Origin of the sequence: Stutzerimonas balearica DSM 6083 (assembly GCF_000818015.1) — a bacterium.
Taxonomy (GTDB): domain Bacteria; phylum Pseudomonadota; class Gammaproteobacteria; order Pseudomonadales; family Pseudomonadaceae; genus Stutzerimonas; species Stutzerimonas balearica.
Window position 1 is genome coordinate 2,216,567 of record NZ_CP007511.1, and the last position, 23,434, is coordinate 2,240,000.

General features: G+C 58.6%; 19 protein-coding genes and 2 rRNA genes (1 of these 21 only partly in view). 14 read left to right on the plus strand and 7 right to left on the minus strand.

The features are described 5' to 3' along the window. Positions 1 to 30 precede the first annotated feature (30 nt). Entirely contained in the window at positions 31 to 738 is a 708-nt protein-coding gene (locus CL52_RS10075; RefSeq protein ID WP_041105563.1) for an arginyltransferase, read from the plus strand. 91 nt (positions 739 to 829) lie between these two features. Continuing rightward, positions 830 to 1,048 (plus strand): translation initiation factor IF-1, encoded by a 219-nt coding sequence (gene infA, locus CL52_RS10080; RefSeq protein ID WP_002553999.1) that lies wholly within the window; start codon positions 830 to 832, stop codon positions 1,046 to 1,048. An 83-nt stretch (positions 1,049 to 1,131) separates the two neighbouring features. On the opposite strand, the gene clpA is transcribed toward infA, so the two are convergent. Together clpA and clpS are read right to left on the minus strand one after the other, a co-directional pair. Continuing rightward, a complete protein-coding gene (gene clpA / locus CL52_RS10085) occupies positions 1,132 to 3,402 on the minus strand; it encodes an ATP-dependent Clp protease ATP-binding subunit ClpA (RefSeq protein ID WP_043220314.1) in 2,271 nt (756 codons plus the stop codon). Between the two features lie 29 nt (positions 3,403 to 3,431). Beyond that, positions 3,432 to 3,800, minus strand: a complete 369-nt coding sequence (clpS, locus tag CL52_RS10090; RefSeq protein ID WP_043220316.1) for an ATP-dependent Clp protease adapter ClpS — start codon at positions 3,798 to 3,800, stop codon at positions 3,432 to 3,434. Between the two features lie 207 nt (positions 3,801 to 4,007). Here clpS and cspD point away from each other — a divergent pair, with 207 nt between their 5' ends. Beyond that, positions 4,008 to 4,274, plus strand: a complete 267-nt coding sequence (cspD, locus tag CL52_RS10095) for a cold shock domain-containing protein CspD (protein WP_043223101.1) — start codon at positions 4,008 to 4,010, stop codon at positions 4,272 to 4,274. Between the two features lie 112 nt (positions 4,275 to 4,386). On the opposite strand, the gene icd is transcribed toward cspD, so the two are convergent. Further along, entirely contained in the window at positions 4,387 to 5,643 is a 1,257-nt protein-coding gene (gene icd / locus CL52_RS10100; protein WP_043220318.1) for an NADP-dependent isocitrate dehydrogenase, read from the minus strand. A 352-nt stretch (positions 5,644 to 5,995) separates the two neighbouring features. On the opposite strand from icd, the gene CL52_RS10105 reads away from it, so the two are divergent. The 10 genes from CL52_RS10105 (at position 5,996) to CL52_RS10145 (ending at position 17,219) form a co-directional block, all read left to right on the plus strand. Beyond that, positions 5,996 to 8,215, plus strand: a complete 2,220-nt coding sequence (locus tag CL52_RS10105) for an NADP-dependent isocitrate dehydrogenase (protein WP_041105567.1) — start codon at positions 5,996 to 5,998, stop codon at positions 8,213 to 8,215. 113 nt (positions 8,216 to 8,328) lie between these two features. Continuing rightward, complete coding sequence (locus CL52_RS10110; protein WP_041105568.1) at positions 8,329 to 8,769, plus strand: NUDIX hydrolase; 441 nt, start codon at positions 8,329 to 8,331, stop codon at positions 8,767 to 8,769. 68 nt (positions 8,770 to 8,837) lie between these two features. Next, positions 8,838 to 9,968 (plus strand): tRNA 2-thiouridine(34) synthase MnmA, encoded by a 1,131-nt coding sequence (gene mnmA / locus CL52_RS10115; RefSeq protein WP_052264546.1) that lies wholly within the window; start codon positions 8,838 to 8,840, stop codon positions 9,966 to 9,968. Further along, positions 9,965 to 10,585, plus strand: a complete 621-nt coding sequence (hflD, locus tag CL52_RS10120; protein ID WP_041105570.1) for a high frequency lysogenization protein HflD — start codon at positions 9,965 to 9,967, stop codon at positions 10,583 to 10,585. Before mnmA ends, hflD begins: the two co-directional genes overlap by 4 nt. Positions 10,586 to 10,678: 93 nt before the next feature. Further along, positions 10,679 to 12,049 (plus strand): adenylosuccinate lyase, encoded by a 1,371-nt coding sequence (gene purB / locus CL52_RS10125; RefSeq protein WP_043220320.1) that lies wholly within the window; start codon positions 10,679 to 10,681, stop codon positions 12,047 to 12,049. 76 nt (positions 12,050 to 12,125) lie between these two features. Next, positions 12,126 to 13,292, plus strand: coding sequence for a ribosomal protein uL16 3-hydroxylase (locus tag CL52_RS10130; RefSeq protein ID WP_043220322.1), 1,167 nt, complete (start codon positions 12,126 to 12,128; stop codon positions 13,290 to 13,292). Then, positions 13,285 to 13,719, plus strand: coding sequence for a GNAT family N-acetyltransferase (locus tag CL52_RS10135; RefSeq protein WP_043220324.1), 435 nt, complete (start codon positions 13,285 to 13,287; stop codon positions 13,717 to 13,719). Before CL52_RS10130 ends, CL52_RS10135 begins: the two co-directional genes overlap by 8 nt. A gap of 29 nt (positions 13,720 to 13,748) precedes the next feature. Beyond that, positions 13,749 to 14,342, plus strand: coding sequence for a DUF7931 domain-containing protein (locus CL52_RS21060; protein WP_143008628.1), 594 nt, complete (start codon positions 13,749 to 13,751; stop codon positions 14,340 to 14,342). Beyond that, positions 14,339 to 15,145, plus strand: coding sequence for a secretin N-terminal domain-containing protein (locus CL52_RS10140; protein ID WP_043220325.1), 807 nt, complete (start codon positions 14,339 to 14,341; stop codon positions 15,143 to 15,145). The genes CL52_RS21060 and CL52_RS10140 overlap by 4 nt, the downstream gene beginning before the upstream one ends. Positions 15,146 to 15,620: 475 nt before the next feature. Beyond that, positions 15,621 to 17,219, plus strand: coding sequence for an isocitrate lyase (locus CL52_RS10145; protein ID WP_043220327.1), 1,599 nt, complete (start codon positions 15,621 to 15,623; stop codon positions 17,217 to 17,219). Positions 17,220 to 17,295: 76 nt separating this feature from the next. On the opposite strand, the gene CL52_RS10150 is transcribed toward CL52_RS10145, so the two are convergent. Both CL52_RS10150 and CL52_RS10155 read right to left on the minus strand, forming a co-directional pair. After that, on the minus strand, positions 17,296 to 18,348 hold the full coding sequence (locus CL52_RS10150) for an AI-2E family transporter (RefSeq protein ID WP_043220329.1): 1,053 nt from the start codon (positions 18,346 to 18,348) through the stop codon (positions 17,296 to 17,298). A 90-nt stretch (positions 18,349 to 18,438) separates the two neighbouring features. Continuing rightward, positions 18,439 to 19,755, minus strand: a complete 1,317-nt coding sequence (locus tag CL52_RS10155) for a Na+/H+ antiporter family protein (RefSeq protein ID WP_043220332.1) — start codon at positions 19,753 to 19,755, stop codon at positions 18,439 to 18,441. 149 nt (positions 19,756 to 19,904) lie between these two features. Here CL52_RS10155 and queD point away from each other — a divergent pair, with 149 nt between their 5' ends. After that, positions 19,905 to 20,261, plus strand: coding sequence for a 6-carboxytetrahydropterin synthase QueD (gene queD, locus CL52_RS20645; protein ID WP_074519854.1), 357 nt, complete (start codon positions 19,905 to 19,907; stop codon positions 20,259 to 20,261). A gap of 238 nt (positions 20,262 to 20,499) precedes the next feature. Here the strand turns inward: queD and rrf are convergent. Beyond that, positions 20,500 to 20,615, minus strand: a 5S ribosomal RNA gene (rrf, locus tag CL52_RS10160). Between the two features lie 135 nt (positions 20,616 to 20,750). Next, positions 20,751 to 23,434, minus strand: a 23S ribosomal RNA gene (locus CL52_RS10165); it runs 207 nt beyond the window's last position.

The following is a 23,434-nucleotide window of genomic DNA, read 5'->3' on the forward strand; positions in this document are numbered from 1 at the left end:
CACTGAACGCAAGTTTCGTGAGAGTTGACCATGACTTCACTGGCCCGCCTCAAGTTCTACGCAACCCAGCCCCATCCGTGCAGCTATCTGCCCGACGAACAGGCCACGACGCTGTTTCTCGACCCCAGCCAGCCGATGGATGTGCAGGTATATGCCGAGCTTTCCGAGATGGGCTTTCGTCGCAGCGGAGACCACCTCTATCGACCTCACTGCCAACGATGCTCTGCCTGCATTCCTGCCCGCATTCCCGCCAACGCGCTGTTACCCAGCCGCCAGCAAAAACGCATTATCAAACGTAACGCGGACCTGAAAGTCCAAGCGGTGCGCGCGGGCTTCACCGAGGAGTACTACTCGCTGTACGCGACCTACATCGAGAAGCGGCACGCTGATGGCGACATGTATCCACCGAGCCGCGAGCAGTTCAACACCTTCCTCGTGCGCGACCTGCCATTCAGTCGTTTTTACGAGTTTCGACTCGACGGCCGGCTACTGGCGGTGGCGGTCACCGATGTGCTGCCGAACGGCCTTTCGGCGGTCTACACCTTCTACGACCCCAACGAAGAGCGCCGAAGCCTCGGGCGCTACGCCATTCTCTGGCAGGTCGCCGAAGCGGCGCGACTGGGACTGAAGGCCGTTTACCTGGGCTATTGGATCAAGAACTGCCGCAAGATGAATTACAAGACCGAGTACCGCCCCATCGAACTGCTGGTCAGCCAGCGCTGGATAACACTGAGCTGACGGCTTGGCGCATCAGGGGAATTCAGGCACAATACTTGCCGTTTTTGCCGACGTATCAGTCGGCGTTCATTGATATCGAGGGCTTTGCTGAATGTCGAAAGAAGACAGCTTCGAAATGGAAGGTACTGTCGTCGACACCCTGCCCAACACCATGTTCCGCGTGGAGTTGGAGAACGGGCACGTCGTTACTGCGCATATTTCCGGCAAGATGCGCAAGAACTACATCCGCATTCTTACTGGTGACAAGGTTCGTGTAGAACTCACCCCTTACGACCTGAGCAAGGGGCGCATCACCTACCGCGCACGCTAATCGAGCGCGAGAAAAACGCCCGGTTCAAACCGGGCATTTTTGTTTTGGGGCCGGTGAAGGCGACGTTGCGCCGCCCTCCTCCACTACACCAGCTCAGCGGTTGTCTCGAACTCGAAGAAGAGTTCGTCGTCCCGTATATCGACCCGCACGACCCCACCATGATCGGCCAGCTCGCCAAACAGAATTTCTTCTGCCAGCGGGCGCTTGATCTTGTCCTGGATCAGACGCGCCATCGGCCGGGCACCCATTCTGGCATCGTAACCATGTTCGGCCAGCCAACCCCTTGCTGCATCCGACACCTCGAGCGTGACGTGCTTGTCCTCCAGCTGCGCCTGGAGTTCGATGAGGAACTTGTCCACGATGCTCTTGATGACTTCGTGGCTGAGTCGGCCGAACTGAATGATCGTGTCAAGCCGGTTGCGGAACTCCGGCGTGAAGCTCTTCTTGATCACCTCCATTGCATCAGAGGCATGATCTTGCAGCGTGAAGCCGATGGACGCTCGCGCAGCCGTCTCCGCCCCGGCATTGGTCGTCATGATGATGATTACGTTGCGGAAGTCAGCCTTGCGGCCGTTGTTGTCAGTTAGCGTGCCGTGGTCCATGACCTGCAGGAGCAGGTTGAATACCTCCGGGTGCGCCTTCTCTATCTCGTCAAGCAACAGTACGCAATGAGGCTGCTTGGTGATCGCCTCGGTGAGCAAGCCACCCTGGTCGAAGCCGACATAGCCAGGCGGCGCGCCGATCAAGCGCGACACCGTGTGTCGCTCCATGTATTCGGACATGTCAAAGCGGATCAGTTCGACTCCCAAGGCTCGAGCGAGCTGCCGTGCGGCCTCGGTCTTGCCCACCCCGGTGGGCCCGGCAAAGAGGAACGAGCCGACCGGTTTGTCTGGCGCCTTAAGGCCCGCGCGCGAAAGCTTGATCGCGGTCGCCAGCGAATCGATCGCATCGTCCTGGCCGAATACCGTGAGCTTCAGATCACGCTCGAGATTGCGCAGCAGCTCCTTGTCAGAGCTCGAAACATGCTTCGGCGGGATGCGGGCGATCTTCGCCACGATGTCCTCGATCTGCTCGACGCCAATGCGCTTGACCCGAGCCTCTTCCGGCTGCAGCCGCTGAAACGCACCCGCCTCGTCGACCACATCGATTGCCTTGTCCGGCATGTGACGGTCGTTGATATAGCGTGACGCCAGCTCGGCAGCCGCGCGCAGCGCCTCATCGCTGTACTCGATGTTGTGGTGCTGCTCGAAACGGCCCTTCAGCCCTCGAAGGATGCCGACCGTGTCCTCAACCGAAGGCTCGGATACGTCGACCTTCTGAAAACGGCGAGCCAGTGCGCGATCTTTTTCGAAGATTCCGCGGAACTCCTGGAAGGTGGTCGAACCGATGCAGCGAATCTCACCTGAGGACAAGAGCGGCTTGAGCAGGTTGGAGGCGTCCATGACACCACCGGATGCTGCCCCCGCACCAATGATCGTGTGGATCTCGTCGATGAACAGGATCGCCTGCGGACGCTTGCGCAGCTCCCCGAGCAGTGCCTTGAAGCGCTTCTCGAAATCCCCGCGATACTTGGTTCCCGCCAGCAAGGCACCGAGATCCAATGAATAGACGACGCTGTCGCGCAGCAAATCAGGTACCTGTCCATCCACGATCCGCTTGGCCAAGCCCTCAGCGATGGCGGTCTTGCCCACACCGGCTTCGCCCACCAGCAGCGGGTTGTTCTTGCGCCGACGCGCCAGGATCTGCGCGACACGCTCAACCTCGTGTTCGCGGCCGACCAAGGGATCGATACGACCCTGGCGAGCTTGCTCGTTCAAATTGCTGGCATAGGCATCGAGCGGATTCTTGCCGGCAGCGGTATCTCCGCTCTCGTCATCCTGCATCTCCGACTCGGAATCGGGACTGGCGCCACTTCCCGGGACCTTGGAGATACCGTGCGCAATGTAATTGACGACATCGATACGCGCGACGTTCTGCTGCTTGAGCAAGAACACCGCCTGGCTTTCCTGCTCGCTGAAGATGGCAACCAGCACGTTGGCTCCAGTTACTTCCCGCTTGCCAGAGCTCTGTACGTGGAACACCGCACGCTGAAGAACGCGCTGAAAACCCAGCGTCGGCTGTGTTTCGCGCTCCTCATCGTGCTGGGGAATCAATGGCGTGGTGGAGTCGATGAACTCCTGTAGATCGTGTCTCAACTTATCAAGGCTGGCGCCACAAGCCCTCAGTACGGTGGCGGCCGCTTCATTGTCCAGCAGGGCCAACAGGAGGTGTTCAACCGTCATGAATTCATGGCGCTTGGCACGTGCCTCTTTGAAAGCCAGATTCAGGGTGACTTCGAGTTCACGGTTCAACATAGCTTCACCTCTTACCCCAGCAGTCGGAGTTAACCGTCCTTCTCGATCTCACAAAGCAGCGGGTGCTGGCATTCCCTTGCATATTGATTGACTTGCATCGCTTTGGTTTCAGCCACGTCACGGGTATAGACCCCGCATACAGCGTGACCCTCGGTATGCACTGCCAACATGATCTTGGTGGCCAGTTCGCGGTTATGGTTGAAGATCGACTGCAACACCTCGACTACGAAGTCCATCGGTGTGTAGTCATCATTGAACATGACAACTTTATACATCGAGGGTGCCTTCAGCGCCGGCTTGGCCTCTTCAACGGCCAGTCCGGAACCCTCGTGATGCTGGTCATCCTCGGGCGCCCGATCCTGGTTGAATGTTAGTCGAATATAAGCAAATGCACGCATGAGTACGTTCTGAGAATCGGCACTAGGCCGAATGGATGAAAGCTTCGCAGCCGGCAGACGAGCTGCCTTGACTAACCGAAAAACAGTGATACAAACAGTCTATGCCTGCTACGGGTATACGAGCGCAACATTGGCAGCACGCCCATCGAGCGCGGAATGAAACGGATGTTACTCCGGTGACGGACTCCTTTGCAGAGGGACAACAGCATGCTAAGCGGTAAGGTCAAGTGGTTCAACAACGCCAAGGGCTATGGATTCATCGTAGCAGACGGCGGCGATGAGGACCTGTTCGCCCATTATTCAGCGATCCAGATGGAAGGCTATCGGACACTGAAAGCCGGGCAAGCAGTCATGTTCAACATTCTGCAAGGGCCCAAGGGGCTGCACGCCGTGGAGATCAGGCCGCAGGCGACGGTGGAGGCCCCCGCCCAGACCCAGGTTGCCGAGAAAGGAAACATCAAGGCTCCCGCTTAGTGTCTGCTCTGCCACACCCGCGAAAGGCTGCATGAGCTGCTAGGCGATAGGTAATGCCTGGCAGCCCAGTCGCTCGGAAAGAAAGGCCGATCTGCGATCGGCCTTTCTTGCTTCACATGTGCGATACGGCAGCGTCGCCGAAAGCCGAGCAGGACAGCAGGGTCGCCCCCTCCATCAGTCGCTCGAAATCGTAGGTCACGGTCTTGGCAGCAATGGCGCCCTCGACACCCTTGATAACGAGCTCCGCGGCCTCGACCCAGCCCATGTGACGCAGCATCATCTCAGCCGAAAGGATCAGCGATCCAGGGTTGACCTTGTCTTGCCCCGCATACTTGGGAGCCGTCCCGTGCGTTGCCTCGAACATCGCGACGGTGTCCGAAAGGTTCGCACCCGGCGCGATTCCGATACCGCCGACCTCCGCAGCCAAGGCATCAGAGAGATAGTCGCCATTGAGGTTCAAGGTCGCGATAACGTCGTACTCGGCGGGGCGCAACAGAATCTGCTGCAGCATCGCATCGGCGATGGCGTCCTTAACGACGATTTCCTTACCGGTGTTTGGGTTCTTGAATTTCATCCAGGGCCCGCCATCTAGCAGCTCCGCTCCGAATTCGTCGCGTGCCACCTCATAGCCCCACTCTTTGAAGGCACCTTCGGTGAACTTCATGATGTTGCCCTTGTGCACGATAGTCACAGAGCTACGGTCGTTATCAACCGCGTATTGCAGCGCCTTGCGCACCAGGCGCTTGGTGCCCTCCTGAGAAACCGGCTTGATGCCAATACCGCAGTTCTCGGTAAAGCGAATCTTCTTGACGCCCATTTCTTCGGTCAGGAATTTGATGACCTTCTCTGCTTCGGGAGTGCCCGCCTTCCATTCAACACCGGCGTAGATGTCCTCGGAGTTCTCCCGAAAGATCACCATATCCACGTCACCCGGCTTCTTGACCGGGCTGGGCACGCCGGTAAACCAGCGAACCGGACGCTGGCACACATAAAGGTCGAGCTCCTGGCGAAGCGCAACGTTCAGCGACCGAATGCCGCCGCCAACCGGAGTGGTAAGCGGCCCCTTGATGGATACCACATAATCACGGACAACCTCGAGCGTCTCTTTCGGCAGCCAGGTATCGGGGTCATAGACCTGAGTAGCTTTCTCGCCCGCGTAGACTTCCATCCAGGCGATCTTGCGCTGACCGCCGTAGGCTTTTTCCACCGCAGCGTCGACCACCTTGATCATCACCGGCGTGATGTCGATCCCAATACCGTCCCCTTCGATATAGGGAATGATCGGGTTATTGGGCACGTTCAAGGTGTGGTCGGCGTTTACGGTGATTTTGTCACCGTGGGCAGGCACCTGGATCTTTTGGTATCCCATGCTGGACTCCGTTTCTCTGGTTAAAAACAGCAGTTGCACTCACCCCCGAGAGTAGCCTACCGACAGGGGCGAAACTACAGTTCGTTCGTCGTATTCGGCAAAGCATTCTTGGACAGCAAGCCGCAGTGATATACTCGGGCGATGACTGCCGAGTCATACAGGCGAGCCATCCCTAACCGGACAAATCGTCTATCTGGACCCGCCGAGTGATTACCTCATTCGATGCTCGTCCTTTGGGTGCATTCACATCACCGCGGCGAACCCCGATATCCGGCTCTACGAGTGCAGGAGCGCCTACCCGCGCGCATCGTGGTTCTGTGCACGCTCAGCAAAGAGAGAGAGTCAACGCCAAATGCCTTCGAAGATTACCTATACCTTCACCGACGAAGCCCCCGCCCTCGCCACCTACTCGCTGCTTCCCATAGTCGAAACCTTCGCCGCTTCTGCCGACATCTCGGTCGAGACTCGCGATATCTCTCTTGCCGGCCGTATCCTCGCCGCGTTCGCCGATCAACTCGATGCCGACAAGCGTATTGAGGACGACCTGGCCAAGCTGGCCGAAATGACCCAGTCGCCGGACGCCAACATCATCAAGCTGCCGAACATCAGCGCTTCCGTACCCCAGCTCAAGGCCGCCATCGCCGAACTCAAGGCCCAGGGTTACAACGTTCCGGATTTTCCCGATGAGCCGCACAGCGAGGCTGAAAAAGAAGTCCGCGCCCGCTACAGCAAGGTCCTCGGCAGTGCCGTAAACCCCGTTTTGCGCGAAGGTAACTCCGACCGCCGCGCGCCGGCTGCCGTCAAGGCTTATGCCCGCAAGCATCCGCACTCGATGGGCAAGTGGAGCAAGGCCTCCCAGTCCCACGCCGACTACATGCGCGGCGGTGACTTCTTCTCCAGCGAGCAGTCCATCACCATGGACAAGGCTGGCGACGTGCGCATCGAATTTGTCGGCAAGGATGGCCAGGTAGAGCTGAAGAAGCAGCTGGCTTTGCAGGAAGGCGAAGTGCTCGACAGCATGTTCATGAGCTGCAAGAAGCTGCGCTCGTTCTTTGAAGACACGCTGCAGGACTGCAAGGAGACCGGCGTGATGTGGTCCCTGCACGTCAAGGCGACCATGATGAAGATCTCCCACCCGATCGTCTTCGGCCACGCCGTGACCGTCTATTACAAGGACGTGTTCGACAAGTGGGGCAAACTGTTCGAAGAGATTGGCGTCAACCCCAACAACGGCCTCTCCAGCGTCTACGACAAGATCAAGACCCTGCCGGCGTCGCAGCAGGAAGAAATCCTGCACGACATTCACGAGGTCTACGCCCACCGTCCGGAAATGGCGATGGTCGACTCGGTCAAGGGCATCACCAACCTGCACATCCCCAGCGACGTGATCGTCGACGCCTCGATGCCGGCGATGATCCGCAACTCCGGCCAGATGTGGGGCAAGGATGGCAAGCAGAAGGACACCAAGGCGGTGATGCCGGAGAGCACCTACGCTCGCATCTACCAAGAGATGATCAACTTCTGCAAGACCAATGGCGCCTTCGATCCGACCACCATGGGCAGCGTACCGAACGTCGGCCTCATGGCTCAGAAGGCCGAAGAGTACGGTTCGCATGACAAGACCTTCGAGATGACTGCAGACGGCACCATGCGCGTTGTGCTGGCCGACGGCACCGTGCTGATGCAGCATGAAGTCGAGAAAGGCGACATCTGGCGCGCCTGCCAGACCAAAGACGCTCCGATCCGTGACTGGGTGAAGCTGGCCGTCACCCGTGCCCGCCAGTCCGATACTCCGGCGGTATTCTGGCTCGATCCCGAGCGCGCCCACGACTGCGAGCTGCAAAAGAAGGTCGAAACCTACCTGAAGGACCATGATCTGAGTGGTCTGGACATTCGCATCATGGGCTACAACGAAGCTATTCGTTTCTCCATGGAGCGCATGATCCGCGGCAAGGACACCATCTCCGTCACCGGCAACGTCCTGCGCGACTACCTGACCGACCTGTTCCCGATCATGGAACTGGGCACCTCGGCCAAGATGCTCTCCATCGTTCCGCTGATGGCGGGCGGCGGCATGTACGAAACCGGCGCCGGCGGCTCGGCTCCCAAGCATGTCCAGCAGTTGATCGAGGAAAACTACCTACGCTGGGATTCGCTGGGTGAGTTCCTGGCACTGGCCGTGTCGCTGGAGGAGCTGGGCATCAAGTCCGACAATCCGAAGGCCAAGCTACTCGGCAAGACCCTCGATGCCGCTACCGGCAAACTGCTCGATAACAACAAGTCGCCTGCACGCCGAATTGGCGGCCTGGATAACCGCGGCAGCCACTTCTATCTCGCGCTGTACTGGGCGCAGGAGCTGGCTGCCCAGACCGAAGATCCAGCGCTCGCCGCCCACTTCGCACCGTTGGCCAAGGCGCTGACCGAAAACGAGGAGAAGATCGTCTCCGAGCTCACCGCCGTGCAGGGCAAGCCAGCGGATATCGGCGGGTACTACCGCTCGAACCCTGAGCTGACCAGCAAGGTGATGCGCCCGAGCGAAACCTTCAACGCCGCCCTGGCTGCACTGGCGTAACGCAGTCGACGTTCGTAACGCAGCTGAAGAAGCCCCGGCCTCGCGCCGGGGCTTCTTTTTTTGTACGAACGCCGGCTTGGTATCATCCTGAATTCTTTCGCTCGGACGCTCATATGACCTGGCAACCGCACATCACCGTCGCCACCATCGTCGAACATCAAGGCGCGTTTCTTTTCGTTGAGGAGATCAAGGCAGGTCGCGCAGTTCTCAACCAGCCCGCCGGGCATCTGGAAGCGAATGAAACCCTACGCCAGGCAGCTATACGCGAAACCCTCGAGGAAACCGCATGGCAAGTCGAGTTGACGGGGGTTGTCGGCGTATATCTGTACACCGCACCAAGCAATGGCGTCACCTATCAGCGCGTCTGCTTTGCCGCCAGGCCCCTGGCTCACGACCCCCAACGCGCTCTGGACGATGGCATCGTTCGGGCGCTCTGGCTAACCCGCGACGAGCTGGCTGGCCAGCCCCAACGCTGGCGCAGCGAACTGGTCCTACGTTGCGTCGACGACTACCTGTCAGGGCCGCTCCACGATCTGGCGGTCGTGCGTGACTGACGACCGTTTCGTGTCATCTCCGACGCCCTGTTAGAATCCCGCTCTTTTCGGATACTCCGCGAATCCCTATGCCCAGCTCGACACCCGTCAATCCCGAAAAACCACGCGTTATCGTCGGCATGTCCGGCGGCGTCGACTCCTCCGTGTCAGCCCTCCTGTTACTCGAGCAAGGCTATCGAGTCGAAGGGCTGTTCATGAAGAACTGGGAGGAGGATGACGGCACCGAATACTGCACCGCCAAGGAGGACCTGGCAGACGCTCAGGCGGTCTGCGATCGGCTTGGCATCAAGCTGCATACGGCCAATTTTGCGGCCGAGTACTGGGATAACGTGTTCGAGCATTTCCTCGCCGAGTACAAGGCAGGGCGGACACCTAACCCCGACATCCTTTGCAACCGGGAGATCAAGTTCAAGGCCTTTCTCGATTACGCCCTGATGCTGGGTGCCGACCTGATTGCCACCGGTCACTATGTCCGCAGAAGAGATACCGAAGGCCGCAGCGAGCTTCTCAAGGGGCTGGATCCGAACAAGGATCAGAGCTATTTCCTGCACGCCGTCGCTGGCGAGCAACTCGCCAAGTCGCTGTTTCCGGTGGGCGAACTGGAGAAGCCCGAAGTACGCGCGATCGCCGAGCGCCATGATCTGGCGACCGCCCGAAAGAAGGACTCGACGGGCATCTGCTTTATCGGCGAACGCCGTTTCAGCGATTTCCTCAAGCAGTATCTGCCGGCCCAGCCCGGTGACATCGAGACAACCGAGGGCAAGGTCATCGGCCGACATCATGGCTTGATGTACCACACGATCGGGCAGCGTCAGGGGCTCGGCATCGGCGGACTGAAGGACGCCGGCGATGAGCCTTGGTACGTAGTGGAAAAGGATCTCGCCCGCAACGCGCTCATCGTCGGCCAGGGCAACGACAACCCTCGCCTGTTCGCGCGCGCGCTGTCGGTCTCGGAAATCTATTGGGTCAACCCGATCGAGGTGGTGCGCCCGCTGCGCCTGGCCGCGAAAGTGCGTTATCGCCAGGATGACCAGCCCTGCACGCTAGAGCCTGCCGCCGACGGTTATCGCGTGGTGTTCGACACCCCTCAACGCGCCGTGACGCCCGGTCAGTCGGTGGTCTTCTACGACGGTGATATCTGCCTCGGTGGCGGCGTCATCGAGCACGCCGAAGCCTGGTTCGAGGGCGCTCGCCCATGACACGCCTGGACGAGCAGTTGATCGCACTCGGGGCAGTCTTCGAAGCCGCGGCACAGGTTGACCGTATTGCCCGAACCGGACAGTCTGCGCCGGCTCCGGTAGCGTGCCTGCTGCGAAGCCTCCTGATCCGCTCACCGCAATCGACCGTCGAAATCTATGGCGGCGATGATTTGAACCTGCGCGATGGCTATCGCGCCTTGGTCGGTGCACTGGAGCGCGAGTCCAGTGCACTTCAGCGCGAGCCGTTGCGCTACGCCCTGGCGATGATCGGGCTGGAGCGCCAGCTGGACAAACGCGGCGACATGCTGGAAGTGATAGCCAGCCGTCTCGACCAGATCGAGGCCCAGGTGGGGCACTTCGGCATCGATCATCCAAACGTCGTCGCTTCGTTTGCCTCGCTCTATCAGGACACGCTCAGTACATTCCGGCAACGCATTCAGGTCCAGGGCGACATGCGGCACCTGCAGCAATCGGACAACGCCGCCAAGATTCGCGCCCTGCTGCTGGCGGGAATCCGCTCCGCACGGCTCTGGCGCCAGTTGGGTGGGCATCGCTGGCAACTGATATTCAGCCGGCGCAAGCTGCTCGATGCGCTCTACCCAAGGCTGCGCACCTGACCGTACGCCAACGCACGCGAGCGCCGGCCCGGTTGGCGCTTTCGTGTATAATCTGCGCCCTCTTTTCGTGCCTCACCTGTCGAGAACGCCCTTATGCAGCTTTCTTCGCTCACGGCGGTGTCCCCCGTCGATGGCCGCTACGCCGGCAAAACCAGCGCCCTGCGCCCGATCTTCAGCGAGTTCGGCCTGATACGCTATCGCGTTCAGGTTGAGGTTCGCTGGCTCCAGCGCCTGGCCGCCCATCCGGGCGTTCCCGAGGTCGCACCGTTCTCGGCCGAAGCAAACGCACTGCTCGACCAGCTGGCGGAGGATTTTCAGCTCGAGCACGCCGAGCGCGTCAAGGAGTTCGAGCGCACGACCAATCACGACGTCAAGGCGGTGGAATACCTCCTCAAAGAGCAAGCCAAGCGCCTCCCGGAGCTTGCTCGGATCAATGAATTCATTCACTTCGCCTGTACCAGCGAGGACATCAACAACCTCTCGCACGCCCTGATGCTGCGCGAAGGCCGCGACACCGTACTACTGCCGCTGATGCGTCAGATCGCCGAAGCCATCCGCGCCCTGGCCATTCAGTTTGCCGACGTACCGATGCTGTCACGTACCCACGGCCAGCCCGCCTCTCCCACGACGATGGGCAAGGAGCTGGCGAATGTGGTGTATCGACTGGAGCGTCAGATCGCTCAGGTCGAAGCGGTGCCGCTGCTCGGTAAGATCAATGGCGCAGTGGGCAACTACAATGCGCATCTGTCGGCTTATCCTGACGTGGATTGGGAAGCCAATGCTCGTGAGTTCATCGAGAGCGATCTGGGTCTGTCCTGGAACCCCTATACGACACAGATCGAGCCACACGACTATATCGCCGAGCTGTTCGACGCCATCGCCCGTTTCAACACCATCCTCATCGACTTCGACCGTGACGTCTGGGGCTACATCTCGCTCGGCTACTTCAAGCAGAAGACCGTCGCCGGCGAGATTGGCTCTTCGACCATGCCGCACAAGGTCAACCCGATCGACTTCGAGAACTCCGAGGGCAACCTGGGCATCGCTAACGCCTTGTTCCAGCATCTGGCCAGCAAGCTGCCGATCTCTCGTTGGCAGCGCGACCTGACCGACTCTACGGTACTACGCAACCTGGGCGTCGGTTTTGCCCATAGCGTCATCGCCTACGAAGCCAGCCTCAAGGGCATCGGCAAGCTCGAGCTCAATGCGCCGCGCCTGGCCGACGACCTGGATGCCTGCTGGGAAGTATTGGCCGAACCGGTACAAACCGTGATGCGCCGTTACGCAGTGGAAAACGCCTACGAAAAGCTCAAGGACCTGACCCGCGGCAAAGGCATCACGCCCGAAGCGCTCCAGACTTTCATCGATGGCCTGGCCATTCCTGAGTCGGCCAAGGCCGAACTGCGCAAGCTGACGCCGGCGACCTACGTGGGTAACGCGACGGCGCAGGCCAAGCGCATTTGAGCGATCTACTTTACGGACGCCCGGCTGCGCCGGGCGTTTTTATTTGCAGCCCCTTATTCGGGGCAAGGTCTTACGCATGACTTCTGATATTCCACTTCAAGTCTTGGGCGGTATCAGCGCACGACAGTTCCTGCGCGATTACTGGCAAAAGAAGCCGCTACTGATTCGACAGGCGATTCCGGAGTTCCAAAGCCCAATCTCGCCAGACGAGCTCGCCGGGCTGTCCCTCGAGGAAGAGGTCGAATCGCGCCTGGTGATCGAACGTGGCGACCGCCCTTGGGAACTGCGCCGCGGCCCGTTCAGCGAAGACACCTACCAGCAACTGCCCGAAAAGGACTGGACGCTGCTGGTCCAGGCGGTCGATCAGCTGGTTCCCGATGTGGCCGATCTGCTGGAGCATTTTCGTTTCCTGCCGAACTGGCGGATCGACGACGTCATGATCAGCTATGCAGCGCCTGGGGGCGGCGTAGGTCCGCATTACGACAACTACGATGTGTTCCTGCTGCAGGCGCACGGCAAGCGCCGCTGGCGCATCGGTCAGATGTGCGACAGCGATAGCCCGCTCCTGCCGCACGACGACCTGCGCATTCTTGCCGACTTCCAGGGAACCGACGAGTGGGTACTCGAGCCTGGCGACATGCTCTATCTGCCGCCGCGCCTGGCGCACTTCGGTACTGCCGAGGACGCCTGCATGACCTATTCGGTAGGGTTCCGTGCCCCGAGCGCCGCAGAAGTGCTGACGCATTTCACCGACTTCCTCGCGCAATTCCTGCCGGACGAAGAGCGCTATGGCGATGCCGATCTTCAGCCAGTGGAAGATCCCTTCGAAATCCAGCGTGATGCGCTTGAGCGGCTGAAGGGGCTGCTTGCCGAACACATGGGGGACGAGCGTCTTTTGCTCACCTGGTTCGGCCAGTTCATGACCGAGCCCCGCTATCCTGAGCGTGTCGAAGGTGCCGAACTCGCTCTTGCCGACTTCCGCTCGGCCATTCGTGACGGCGCCGTACTGGTTCGCAATCCATCGGCCAGGCTTGCCTGGAGCGAAGTGGATATCGGCCTGCTGTTGTTTGCCAGCGGTCAGAGTCGGCTGCTGCCAGCAGGTCTGCGGGATCTACTGCGACTTGTCTGTTCGGCTGATGCCCTGCATGTTGATAATCTTTCGCCCTGGGTCGATAACGAAGACGCGCGCACCCTTCTCTGGGAATTGGTAAAACAAGGAAGTCTGGAGTTCGCCGATGAATGATGTCCAAGTGCGAATCGCCGATTGGCAAAAAGACAACGCCGATCTGCGCCGCATTCGAGAAGCGGTCTTCATCGCCGAGCAGGCCGTTCCACCTGAGCAAGAGTGGGATACGGATGATGCAGAGGCCATTCACTTTCTGGCGACCGAAGGCGGCTATCCGATAGGCACGGCCCGATTGCTCGCAGATGGCCAGATCGGGCGCGTCGCGGTCCTGCGGGATTGGCGCGGGCTTAACGTCGGCAATGCCTTGATGCAGGCCGTGATCGGAGAAGCCGAGCGGCGAGGCCTGGTTGAGCAAAAGCTGACCGCGCAAGTCCATGCAACTCGCTTCTACGAGCGCCTCGGCTTTAAGGTCGTCAGCGATGAGTTCCTGGAGGCCGGCATCCCCCACGTCGACATGCTGCGCCGCAGCGATAGCCAGGCGTGACTGAGCGCAGGCCTGGTCAAGCGGCTTCGGTGGCCGAGCTGCCGGCCGTCGAATTCGTTTCGCCAGGCCGCTTCGCGTTATGCAACCCGGAACCTTCATACGCGTCCACGCGAAGCGTTGCCGAAGGCGATACACCCTCTCCGTCTGCGGAGACGACGCTTCTCACCACGGCCACCCAGTTGCGCGAGCACACGCTAGCGCTCGCGCAACAAGCACGCCGGTCACTGTTTATCTATAGCCAGGCACTGGATCCCTGGCTGTACGGAGACGCCGACTTTGTTGAGGCCTGCGTCAGACTGCTGCTGAGCCATCCGCGAAACGGGCTTGCGGTGATTGTCGCCGACCCGACGCGCGCCTTGCGCACCGGTCACCGATTGCTTGACCTGAGCCACAGACTCACCAGCAATCTTCGCATTCGCCGTCTCGCTTCGGCCAGCGATTGCGACAATTGCGAGTTCGTAATCGCCGACGATAATGCGCTAATCGTACGGACACAGGCGGACCGGCCGGAAGCACGTGTCAGTTATCACGCACCAGGTAAGGTCCGCCAACAAAGAGCGCTGTTTGACCGTGCCTGGGAACTCAGCGTTACCGATCCGAACCTACGGAGCTTTCGCATATGAGCTTCAAAGCCATTGTCGCCATGCTGCTATTCAGCGTGGCCCTGCCGCTGTCAGCCGCCACCGAGGTCATACCGCTGAACTACCGCCAAGCGGAGGAGATGCTGGACATAGCGCGCTCGGTGGTTGCCGATCAGGGTCGTGTCAGCGCCTACGGCAACCAGCTGGTCATCAATGCCCCTGAGCCCGTGATCAAGGAACTGCGAGCGGTCGTAGCCCAGCTTGATACCGCGCCGAAGCGGCTGCTGATCACTGTCGATACACAGGACCAAGGCACGTCTTCGCAAAGCGGATACTCGATCGATGGCAGCGTACGAAGTGGCGATGTCGAACTGTCGACCGGGGAGGGCCACGCGAGCGGCAATCAGGTGCGCATCATCCGCCGCAGCACCCATAGTCGAAACGGCGGCGTACAGCAGCTCCAGGTCACCGAAGGGTATCCGGCGCTGATTCAGGTTGGACAGACCGTACCGTTGACGACATCGGGCACCGATGGCTATGGACAAATGTATCGGCAGACCGAGTACCGGGACGTGCTCCGCGGCTTCTACGTGACGGCAAACGTAACCGGCGAGCAAGTTCAAGTGACCCTCAGCAGCTCGAACGACCGCGCCGATGATTATCGTCCGGGCGTCATCCACACCCAGGCAGCCGATACTCGCGTCACTGGGCGATTGGGCGAATGGCTCACCATAGGCGGTGTCAGCGAAAGCGAAAGCGGGCAAGGTCACGGGCTCGTCCGCCGCTATTCGACCCAGGGCGCACAGGATGTAAGCGTCAGGCTGAAGGTCGAGCAGCTACCCTAGAGGAGCCGACCTAGACCTTCGGATAAATCATGTAGTGACGAGAAAAAAACACTACAAAAGGCATTGACGGACCTCTGGCACCGGCGCATCATTGGCCCGCTCCCGCTAACCAGGGGCCCTGGTAAAGGGTCTCCGGAGCGTGCTCAAGCCAACCAGCCGAGCCGTTCCGTGACTGCACTGCCCACAAGGCGGACTGACGAGGTTGCGACTGGAACGAGTCGTCCCGAGGGACGGGGAAGCGCTAGACGTATCAACCAGGTCATGTGTCGCCCATTGCCCCACGGCAGCCACGCCGGCTGTGGGCCAGGTACGCCGATCAGGTTGCCGCTGTCCGAATCCCCTCCTCCGGTTCGCTCCTGCCAGTCGAAAATCGACAATCTGCCGCGTGTTGCCCGCACTGATCAGCGATAGCACGTAGGTTTCGGTGGGAATAGTCAGTGTTCAACCAAACTCGAATCACCTGAAAGGATTGACCATGTCCGCATATCAAGACGACATCAAGGCCGTTGCCGCCCTGAAAGAGAAATTCGGCAGCAGCTGGAGCGCCATCAACCCGGAATCCGTAGCTCGCATGCGCGCCCAGAACCGCTTCAAGACCGGTCTGGACATCGCCAAGTACACCGCGGCCATCATGCGCAAGGACATGGCCGAGTACGACGCCGACTCTTCCCTGTACACCCAGTCCCTGGGCTGCTGGCACGGCTTCATCGGTCAGCAGAAGCTGATTTCGATCAAGAAGCACCTGAAGACCACCAACAAGCGCTACCTGTACCTGTCCGGCTGGATGGTTGCTGCCCTGCGCTCCGAGTTCGGCCCGCTGCCGGACCAGTCCATGCACGAGAAGACCGCCGTTTCCGGTCTGATCGGCGAGCTGTACACCTTCCTGCGCCAGGCTGACGCCCGCGAACTGGACCTGCTGTTCACCGCGCTGGACGCCGCTCGCGAAGCTGGCGACAAGGCCAAGGAGCAGGAAATCCAGAACCAGATCGACAACTACGAAACCCACGTAGTACCGATCATCGCCGACATCGACGCCGGTTTCGGTAACGCCGAAGCCACCTACCTGCTGGCCAAGCAGATGATCGAAGCCGGTGCTTGCTGCATCCAGATCGAAAACCAGGTTTCCGACGAGAAGCAGTGCGGCCACCAGGACGGCAAGGTTACCGTTCCGCACGCCGACTTCCTCGCCAAGATCAACGCTGTTCGCTACGCCTTCCTCGAGCTGGGCGTTGACGATGGCGTGATCGTTGCCCGTACCGACTCCCTGGGTGCCGGCCTGACCAAGCAGATCGCCGTGACCAACGAGCCGGGCGACCTGGGCGACCTGTACAACAGCTTCCTGGACGGCGACTACATCGACTCCGCTGCCGACATCGCCAACGGCGACGTGGTCATCAAGGCCAACGGCAAGCTGCTGAAGCCGAAGCGCCTCGCTTCCGGTCTGTTCCAGTTCCGCAAGGGCACTGGCGAAGACCGTTGCGTCCTGGACTGCATCACCTCCCTGCAGAACGGCGCTGACCTGCTGTGGATCGAGACCGAGAAGCCGCACGTTGGCCAGATCAAGGGCATGGTTGACCGCATCCGCGAAGTCATTCCGAACGCCAAGCTGGTTTACAACAACAGCCCGTCCTTCAACTGGACGCTGAACTTCCGTCAGCAGGTGTTCGATGCCATGGTTGCCGAAGGCAAGGACGTGTCCGCCTACGACCGCGCCAAGCTGATGAGCGTCGAGTACGACGAGACCGAACTGGCTCAGATCGCTGATGAGAAGATCCGTACCTTCCAGAAGGACGGCTCCGCTCACGCCGGCATTTTCCACCACCTGATCACCCTGCCGACCTACCACACCGCCGCGCTGTCCACCGACAACCTGGCCAAGGGCTACTTCGCCGAAGAAGGCATGCTGGCCTACGTGAAGGGCGTGCAGCGTCAGGAGCTGCGTCAGGGTATCGCCTGCGTCAAGCACCAGAACATGGCTGGCTCCGACATCGGCGACAACCACAAAGAGTACTTCGCTGGCGAAGCAGCTCTGAAGGCAAGCGGTAAAGACAACACCATGAACCAGTTCCACTAAGAGCTGGCGCCCCCTGCAAGGGGGTGAGCGACAAAAGAAACCCCGGCGACTGCCGGGGTTTCTTTTTGTCTGTTGCCTAGGAAGGATCCTCTCCCGCCGTGAACAAGCCCCAGGCAGAAATGAACAACGCTGCGACCAGCGGGCCGATCACGAAGCCGTTGAGCCCGAACAATGAAAGTCCGCCAAGCGTTGATATGAGCACTATGTAGTCGGGCATCTTGGTGTCCTTGCCCACCAGGATTGGCCGCAGGATGTTGTCCACCAGCCCGATCACCAGTACGCCATAAAGCATCAATACGATCCCCTGCCAGACCGAACCGCTCATGAAGAAATAAATGGCCACCGGCCCCCAGATCAGCCCAGCCCCAACCGCCGGCAGAAGTGACAGGAATGCCATGAGCACAGCCCAAAGCAAAGCGCCGGAAATACCGAAGATGGCAAAGATCACGCCACCCAGCGCCCCTTGTGTCAACGCGACGATAACGTTGCCCTTGACGGTTGCGCGGACGACTCGAGTGAACTTGCTGAACAGTCGACGCTTCTGCCCATCACTCAGAGGCATCGCCTGACGAACCTTGTGGACCAGCTCCCTGCCGTCACGAATGAAAAAAAACAGCAGATAGAGCATGACGAAAAAGCCGATCAGGAACTGAAAAGTCCCTTGGCCGAAACTGAAGGCTTTAGTGGCCAAGTATCGACTTGCCTCCAGGGCACCGCTGGCCAAGCGTTCACGAAGACTTCCAGCGTCGCCCCATCCGAGTCGATCCAGCTGCTGCTGCGCAACAGCAGGCAATAGCTCACGAAACTGGTTCAGCAAAGCGCGTACATCCAGATCGCCCGATTCAATCTGCTGGTAGAGGGTTGCACCCTCTTGCACGAGCATCGCGGCGATAAGAATCACAGGCAGGACCGCAACCAGCAGGCATACGGTTAGCGTAAGCAGTGCCGCTAGGTTGCGCCGCTCACCGAAATGGGCGGCGAGTCGTTTTTGCAAGGGGGCGAAGATGATCGCCAGAATGGCGGCCCAGAATACTGCACCGTAGAACGGCAGCAGTATCCATCCGAAGGCGAGCGTGACGAAGAGCAGAAGTCCCAGGAAGACTTTGCGTTCGAGCGTATTGTTCTGCATGGCCGATCCGATAGCTGACTATTCTCCTTAGTCCGCGGCCACGGTCAGGAGTGCTCTGATTGAACAGAGTTGGCAGCTATCGGCCCGAACTTACAGGGTCATCGCAGCAATCCAACCGAACCCAAGCAGTGGCAGGTTGTAATGCAAGAACGTGGGTACGACCGTGTCCCAGATATGATTGTGCTGGCCGTCGGCATTCAGCCCAGCCGTAGGACCGAGAGTAGAGTCCGACGCCGGCGAACCACCATCACCCAGCGCACCCGCCGTACCAACAAGGCTGACGATTGCCAGCGGGCTGAACCCGAGCTGAAGCCCAAGCGGAACGAAGATGGCCGCGATGATCGGCACAGTCGAAAATGACGAGCCGATGCCCATGGTGACAAGCAGCCCGACGAGCAACATCAACAGTGCGCCTACCGCCTTGCTGTTTCCGATCCACTCCACGGACGCATCGACAAGGGCTTTCACGTCTCCGGTTTCCCGCATCACTTCGGCGAAGCCCGCCGCAGCGATCATGATGAAACCGATCATCGCCATCATCTTCATGCCTTCGGTGAACAGGCCATCCGCTTCGCGCCAGCGCACTACCCCGGACGTCGAGAAGATGAGGAAACCTACCAACGCGCCCATGATCATCGAGTCCAACCAAAGCTGGATAACGAACGCAGCCGCAATCGCCACCAAGGCAACCATCAGCGCTAGCGGCGAATACTCGGTTTTGGCTTGAGTCACGGCCTCCACACGTCCTAGCTCATAGGTCCGTGGCTTTCGATAGCTAAAGAACGCAATCAGCAAGCCGGTGACCATTCCTAGAGCGGGCAAGGCCATCGCATGCGTAACCTTTACGTTCGAAATGTCCGCACCGCTTTTCGCCACGTTTGCCAGCAAGATCTCGTTGAGAAAGATATTGCCAAAGCCAACCGGGAGAAACATGTAGGGGGTAATCAAGCCGAAGGCCAGAACGCAGGCGATCAGACGGCGATCGATACGCAACTTCGACATAACGTACAGCAATGGGGGAACCAGAAGCGGGATAAAAGCGATATGAATCGGCAAGATATTCTGCGAAGAAATTGCGACACCAAGGAGCAGGACGACGAGCATCCACTTTATGTGCCCTTCCGAGCCCGATCCCTGCTTACCGACCATAGCCAGTGCCTTGTCAGCCAAGGCATGCGCAAGTCCGCTCTTTGCTATCGCCACCGCGAAGGCACCGAGCAGCGCATATGAGAGGGCTACAGTCGCTCCACCACCCAGGCCTTTGTTGAAGGCAGCCAGTGTTCCTTCGATACCGATGCCGCCGAGCAAGCCACCTACGACTGCGCCGCTAATCAGGGCTACCACGACATGCACCCTTGCCAGGCTAAGCAAAAGCATTACGGCGACGGCTGCAACTACCGCATTCATATTTCACCTCTGTAGTGCACACGAAAAAACGTGGCACTCTGCTTCAACTTGCTCGCTTTGTCAAAGCGCCGGCTTTCCGCGCGACGGGATTCGATTGGCATGCGTGCAAAGAGGTAGAATCGTGGCGGACCCAAAGCAGAGCCTTAACCGTGGAAATTTTCAAAGAGTTCACTTTCGAATCAGCGCATCGCCTCCCCTTCGTCCCTGAAGGACATAAATGCGGAAGGCTCCACGGCCACTCGTTTAGGGTGGCGATATATATTTCCGGAGACGTCGACCCGAAGACAGGATGGATTCGTGATTTCGGCGAGCTTAAGGCCCTATTTCGCCCCATTTATGATCTTCTGGACCATAACTATCTCAACGACATTCCTGGTTTGGAAAACCCGACCAGTGAGAATCTTGCAAAGTGGATCTGGGAAGAGCTCAAACCAGTATTACCTGAACTATCGCGGATTCGGATTCACGAAACATGTACTAGCGGCTGTGAATATCGAGGGGACTAATCGACACGAGTATTTCCAGACGCAACACCGCGTGTTATCGCTTGTCGGCCCTAGCGGGCCGATGATCCAAAAGCCGAATCACAGCCGCACGGATGTGGAATAAGCGTGCTGCCCTGGGCGAAGAGATAGTCAGCAGTGAGCAACCCGTGAGCAGGGGAAGACCTGGAGCGCTTTGATTTCCCGTTGCGCAAAGACAAACCCCCGACCAGCGAATGCGGGTCGGGGGTTTGGTATAGGTGCTTGACGATGACCTACTCTCACATGGGGAAGCCCCACACTACCATCGGCGATGCGTCGTTTCACTGCTGAGTTCGGGATGGGATCAGGTGGTTCCAACGCTCTATGGTCGTCAAGCAATTCGGTTGCTGTATCGGTGTTGAGTCGCTACAGCGAATTGGGTATGTGATGTCTGGCTTTGCAGTTCAATTCGAATTTTCGGCTGTTGTCGGCTTCGACCGATCCACAATCGTCAGATTATTTGGGTGTTATATGGTCAAGCCTCACGGGCAATTAGTACAGGTTAGCTCAACGCCTCACAACGCTTACACACCCTGCCTATCAACGTCGTAGTCTTCGACGGCCCTTCAGGGAGCTCGAGGCTCCAGTGAGATCTCATCTTGAGGCAAGTTTCCCGCTTAGATGCTTTCAGCGGTTATCTCTTCCGAACATAGCTACCCGGCAGTGCCACTGGCGTGACAACCGGAACACCAGAGGTTCGTCCACTCCGGTCCTCTCGTACTAGGAGCAGCCCCTCTCAAATCTCAAACGTCCACGGCAGATAGGGACCGAACTGTCTCACGACGTTCTAAACCCAGCTCGCGTACCACTTTAAATGGCGAACAGCCATACCCTTGGGACCGGCTTCAGCCCCAGGATGTGATGAGCCGACATCGAGGTGCCAAACACCGCCGTCGATATGAACTCTTGGGCGGTATCAGCCTGTTATCCCCGGAGTACCTTTTATCCGTTGAGCGATGGCCCTTCCATACAGAACCACCGGATCACTAAGACCTACTTTCGTACCTGCTCGACGTGTCTGTCTCGCAGTCAAGCGCGCTTTTGCCTTTATACTCTGCGACCGATTTCCGACCGGTCTGAGCGCACCTTCGTACTCCTCCGTTACTCTTTAGGAGGAGACCGCCCCAGTCAAACTGCCCACCATACACTGTCCTCGATCCGGATGACGGACCAGAGTTAGAACCTCAAGCATGCCAGGGTGGTATTTCAAGGATGGCTCCACGCGAACTGGCGTCCACGCTTCAAAGCCTCCCACCTATCCTACACAAGCAGGCTCAAAGTCCAGTGCAAAGCTACAGTAAAGGTTCACGGGGTCTTTCCGTCTAGCCGCGGATACACTGCATCTTCACAGCGATTTCAATTTCACTGAGTCTCGGGTGGAGACAGCGCCGCCATCGTTACGCCATTCGTGCAGGTCGGAACTTACCCGACAAGGAATTTCGCTACCTTAGGACCGTTATAGTTACGGCCGCCGTTTACCGGGGCTTCGATCAAGAGCTTCGCTTGCGCTAACCCCATCAATTAACCTTCCGGCACCGGGCAGGCGTCACACCCTATACGTCCACTTTCGTGTTTGCAGAGTGCTGTGTTTTTAATAAACAGTCGCAGCGGCCTGGTATCTTCGACCGGCATGAGCTTACTGAGCAAGTCATTCACCCTCACCGGCGCACCTTCTCCCGAAGTTACGGTGCCATTTTGCCTAGTTCCTTCACCCGAGTTCTCTCAAGCGCCTTGGTATTCTCTACCCGACCACCTGTGTCGGTTTGGGGTACGGTTCCTGATTACCTGAAGCTTAGAGGCTTTTCCTGGAAGCATGGCATCAACCACTTCGCTTTCTAAAAGAAAGCTCGTCATCAGCTCTCGACATTGAGATCCCGGATTTACCTAAGATCCCTGTCTACCGCCTTAAACTTGGACAACCAACGCCAAGCTGGCCTAGCCTTCTCCGTCCCCCCATCGCAGTAACCAGAAGTACGGGAATATTAACCCGTTTCCCATCGACTACGCTTTTCAGCCTCGCCTTAGGGACCGACTCACCCTGCGTCGATTAACGTTGCGCAGGAACCCTTGGTCTTTCGGCGTGCGAGTTTTTCACTCGCATTGTCGTTACTCATGTCAGCATTCGCACTTCTGATACCTCCAGCAAGCTTCTCAACTCACCTTCACAGGCTTACAGAACGCTCCTCTACCGCTCAACTTACGTTGAACCCGTAGCTTCGGTGCATGGTTTGAGCCCCGTTACATCTTCCGCGCAGGCCGACTCGACTAGTGAGCTATTACGCTTTCTTTAAAGGATGGCTGCTTCTAAGCCAACCTCCTAGCTGTCTAAGCCTTCCCACATCGTTTCCCACTTAACCATGACTTTGGGACCTTAGCTGACGGTCTGGGTTGTTTCCCTTTTCACGACGGACGTTAGCACCCGCCGTGTGTCTCCCGTGCTGACACTTGCTGGTATTCGGAGTTTGCATCGGTTTGGTAAGTCGGGATGACCCCCTAGCCGAAACAGTGCTCTACCCCCAGCAGTGATACACGAGGCGCTACCTAAATAGCTTTCGAGGAGAACCAGCTATCTCCGAGCTTGATTAGCCTTTCACTCCGATCCACAGGTCATCCGCTAACTTTTCAACGGTAGTCGGTTCGGTCCTCCAGTCAGTGTTACCTAACCTTCAACCTGCCCATGGATAGATCGCCCGGTTTCGGGTCTATTCCCAGCGACTAGACGCCCTATTAAGACTCGCTTTCGCTACGCCTCCCCTATTCGGTTAAGCTCGCCACTGAAAATAAGTCGCTGACCCATTATACAAAAGGTACGCAGTCACCTAACAAAGTAGGCTCCCACTGCTTGTACGCATACGGTTTCAGGTTCTATTTCACTCCCCTCTCCGGGGTTCTTTTCGCCTTTCCCTCACGGTACTGGTTCACTATCGGTCAGTCAGTAGTATTTAGCCTTGGAGGATGGTCCCCCCATGTTCAGACAACGTTTCACGTGCGCCGTCCTACTCGATTTCACTTCAAGGATCTTTTCGTATACGGGGCTATCACCCACTATGGCGGCACTTTCCAGAGCCTTTTACTAAGATCAAAGAAGCTTAAGGGCTAATCCCCGTTCGCTCGCCACTACTAAGGGAATCTCGGTTGATTTCTTTTCCTCAGGG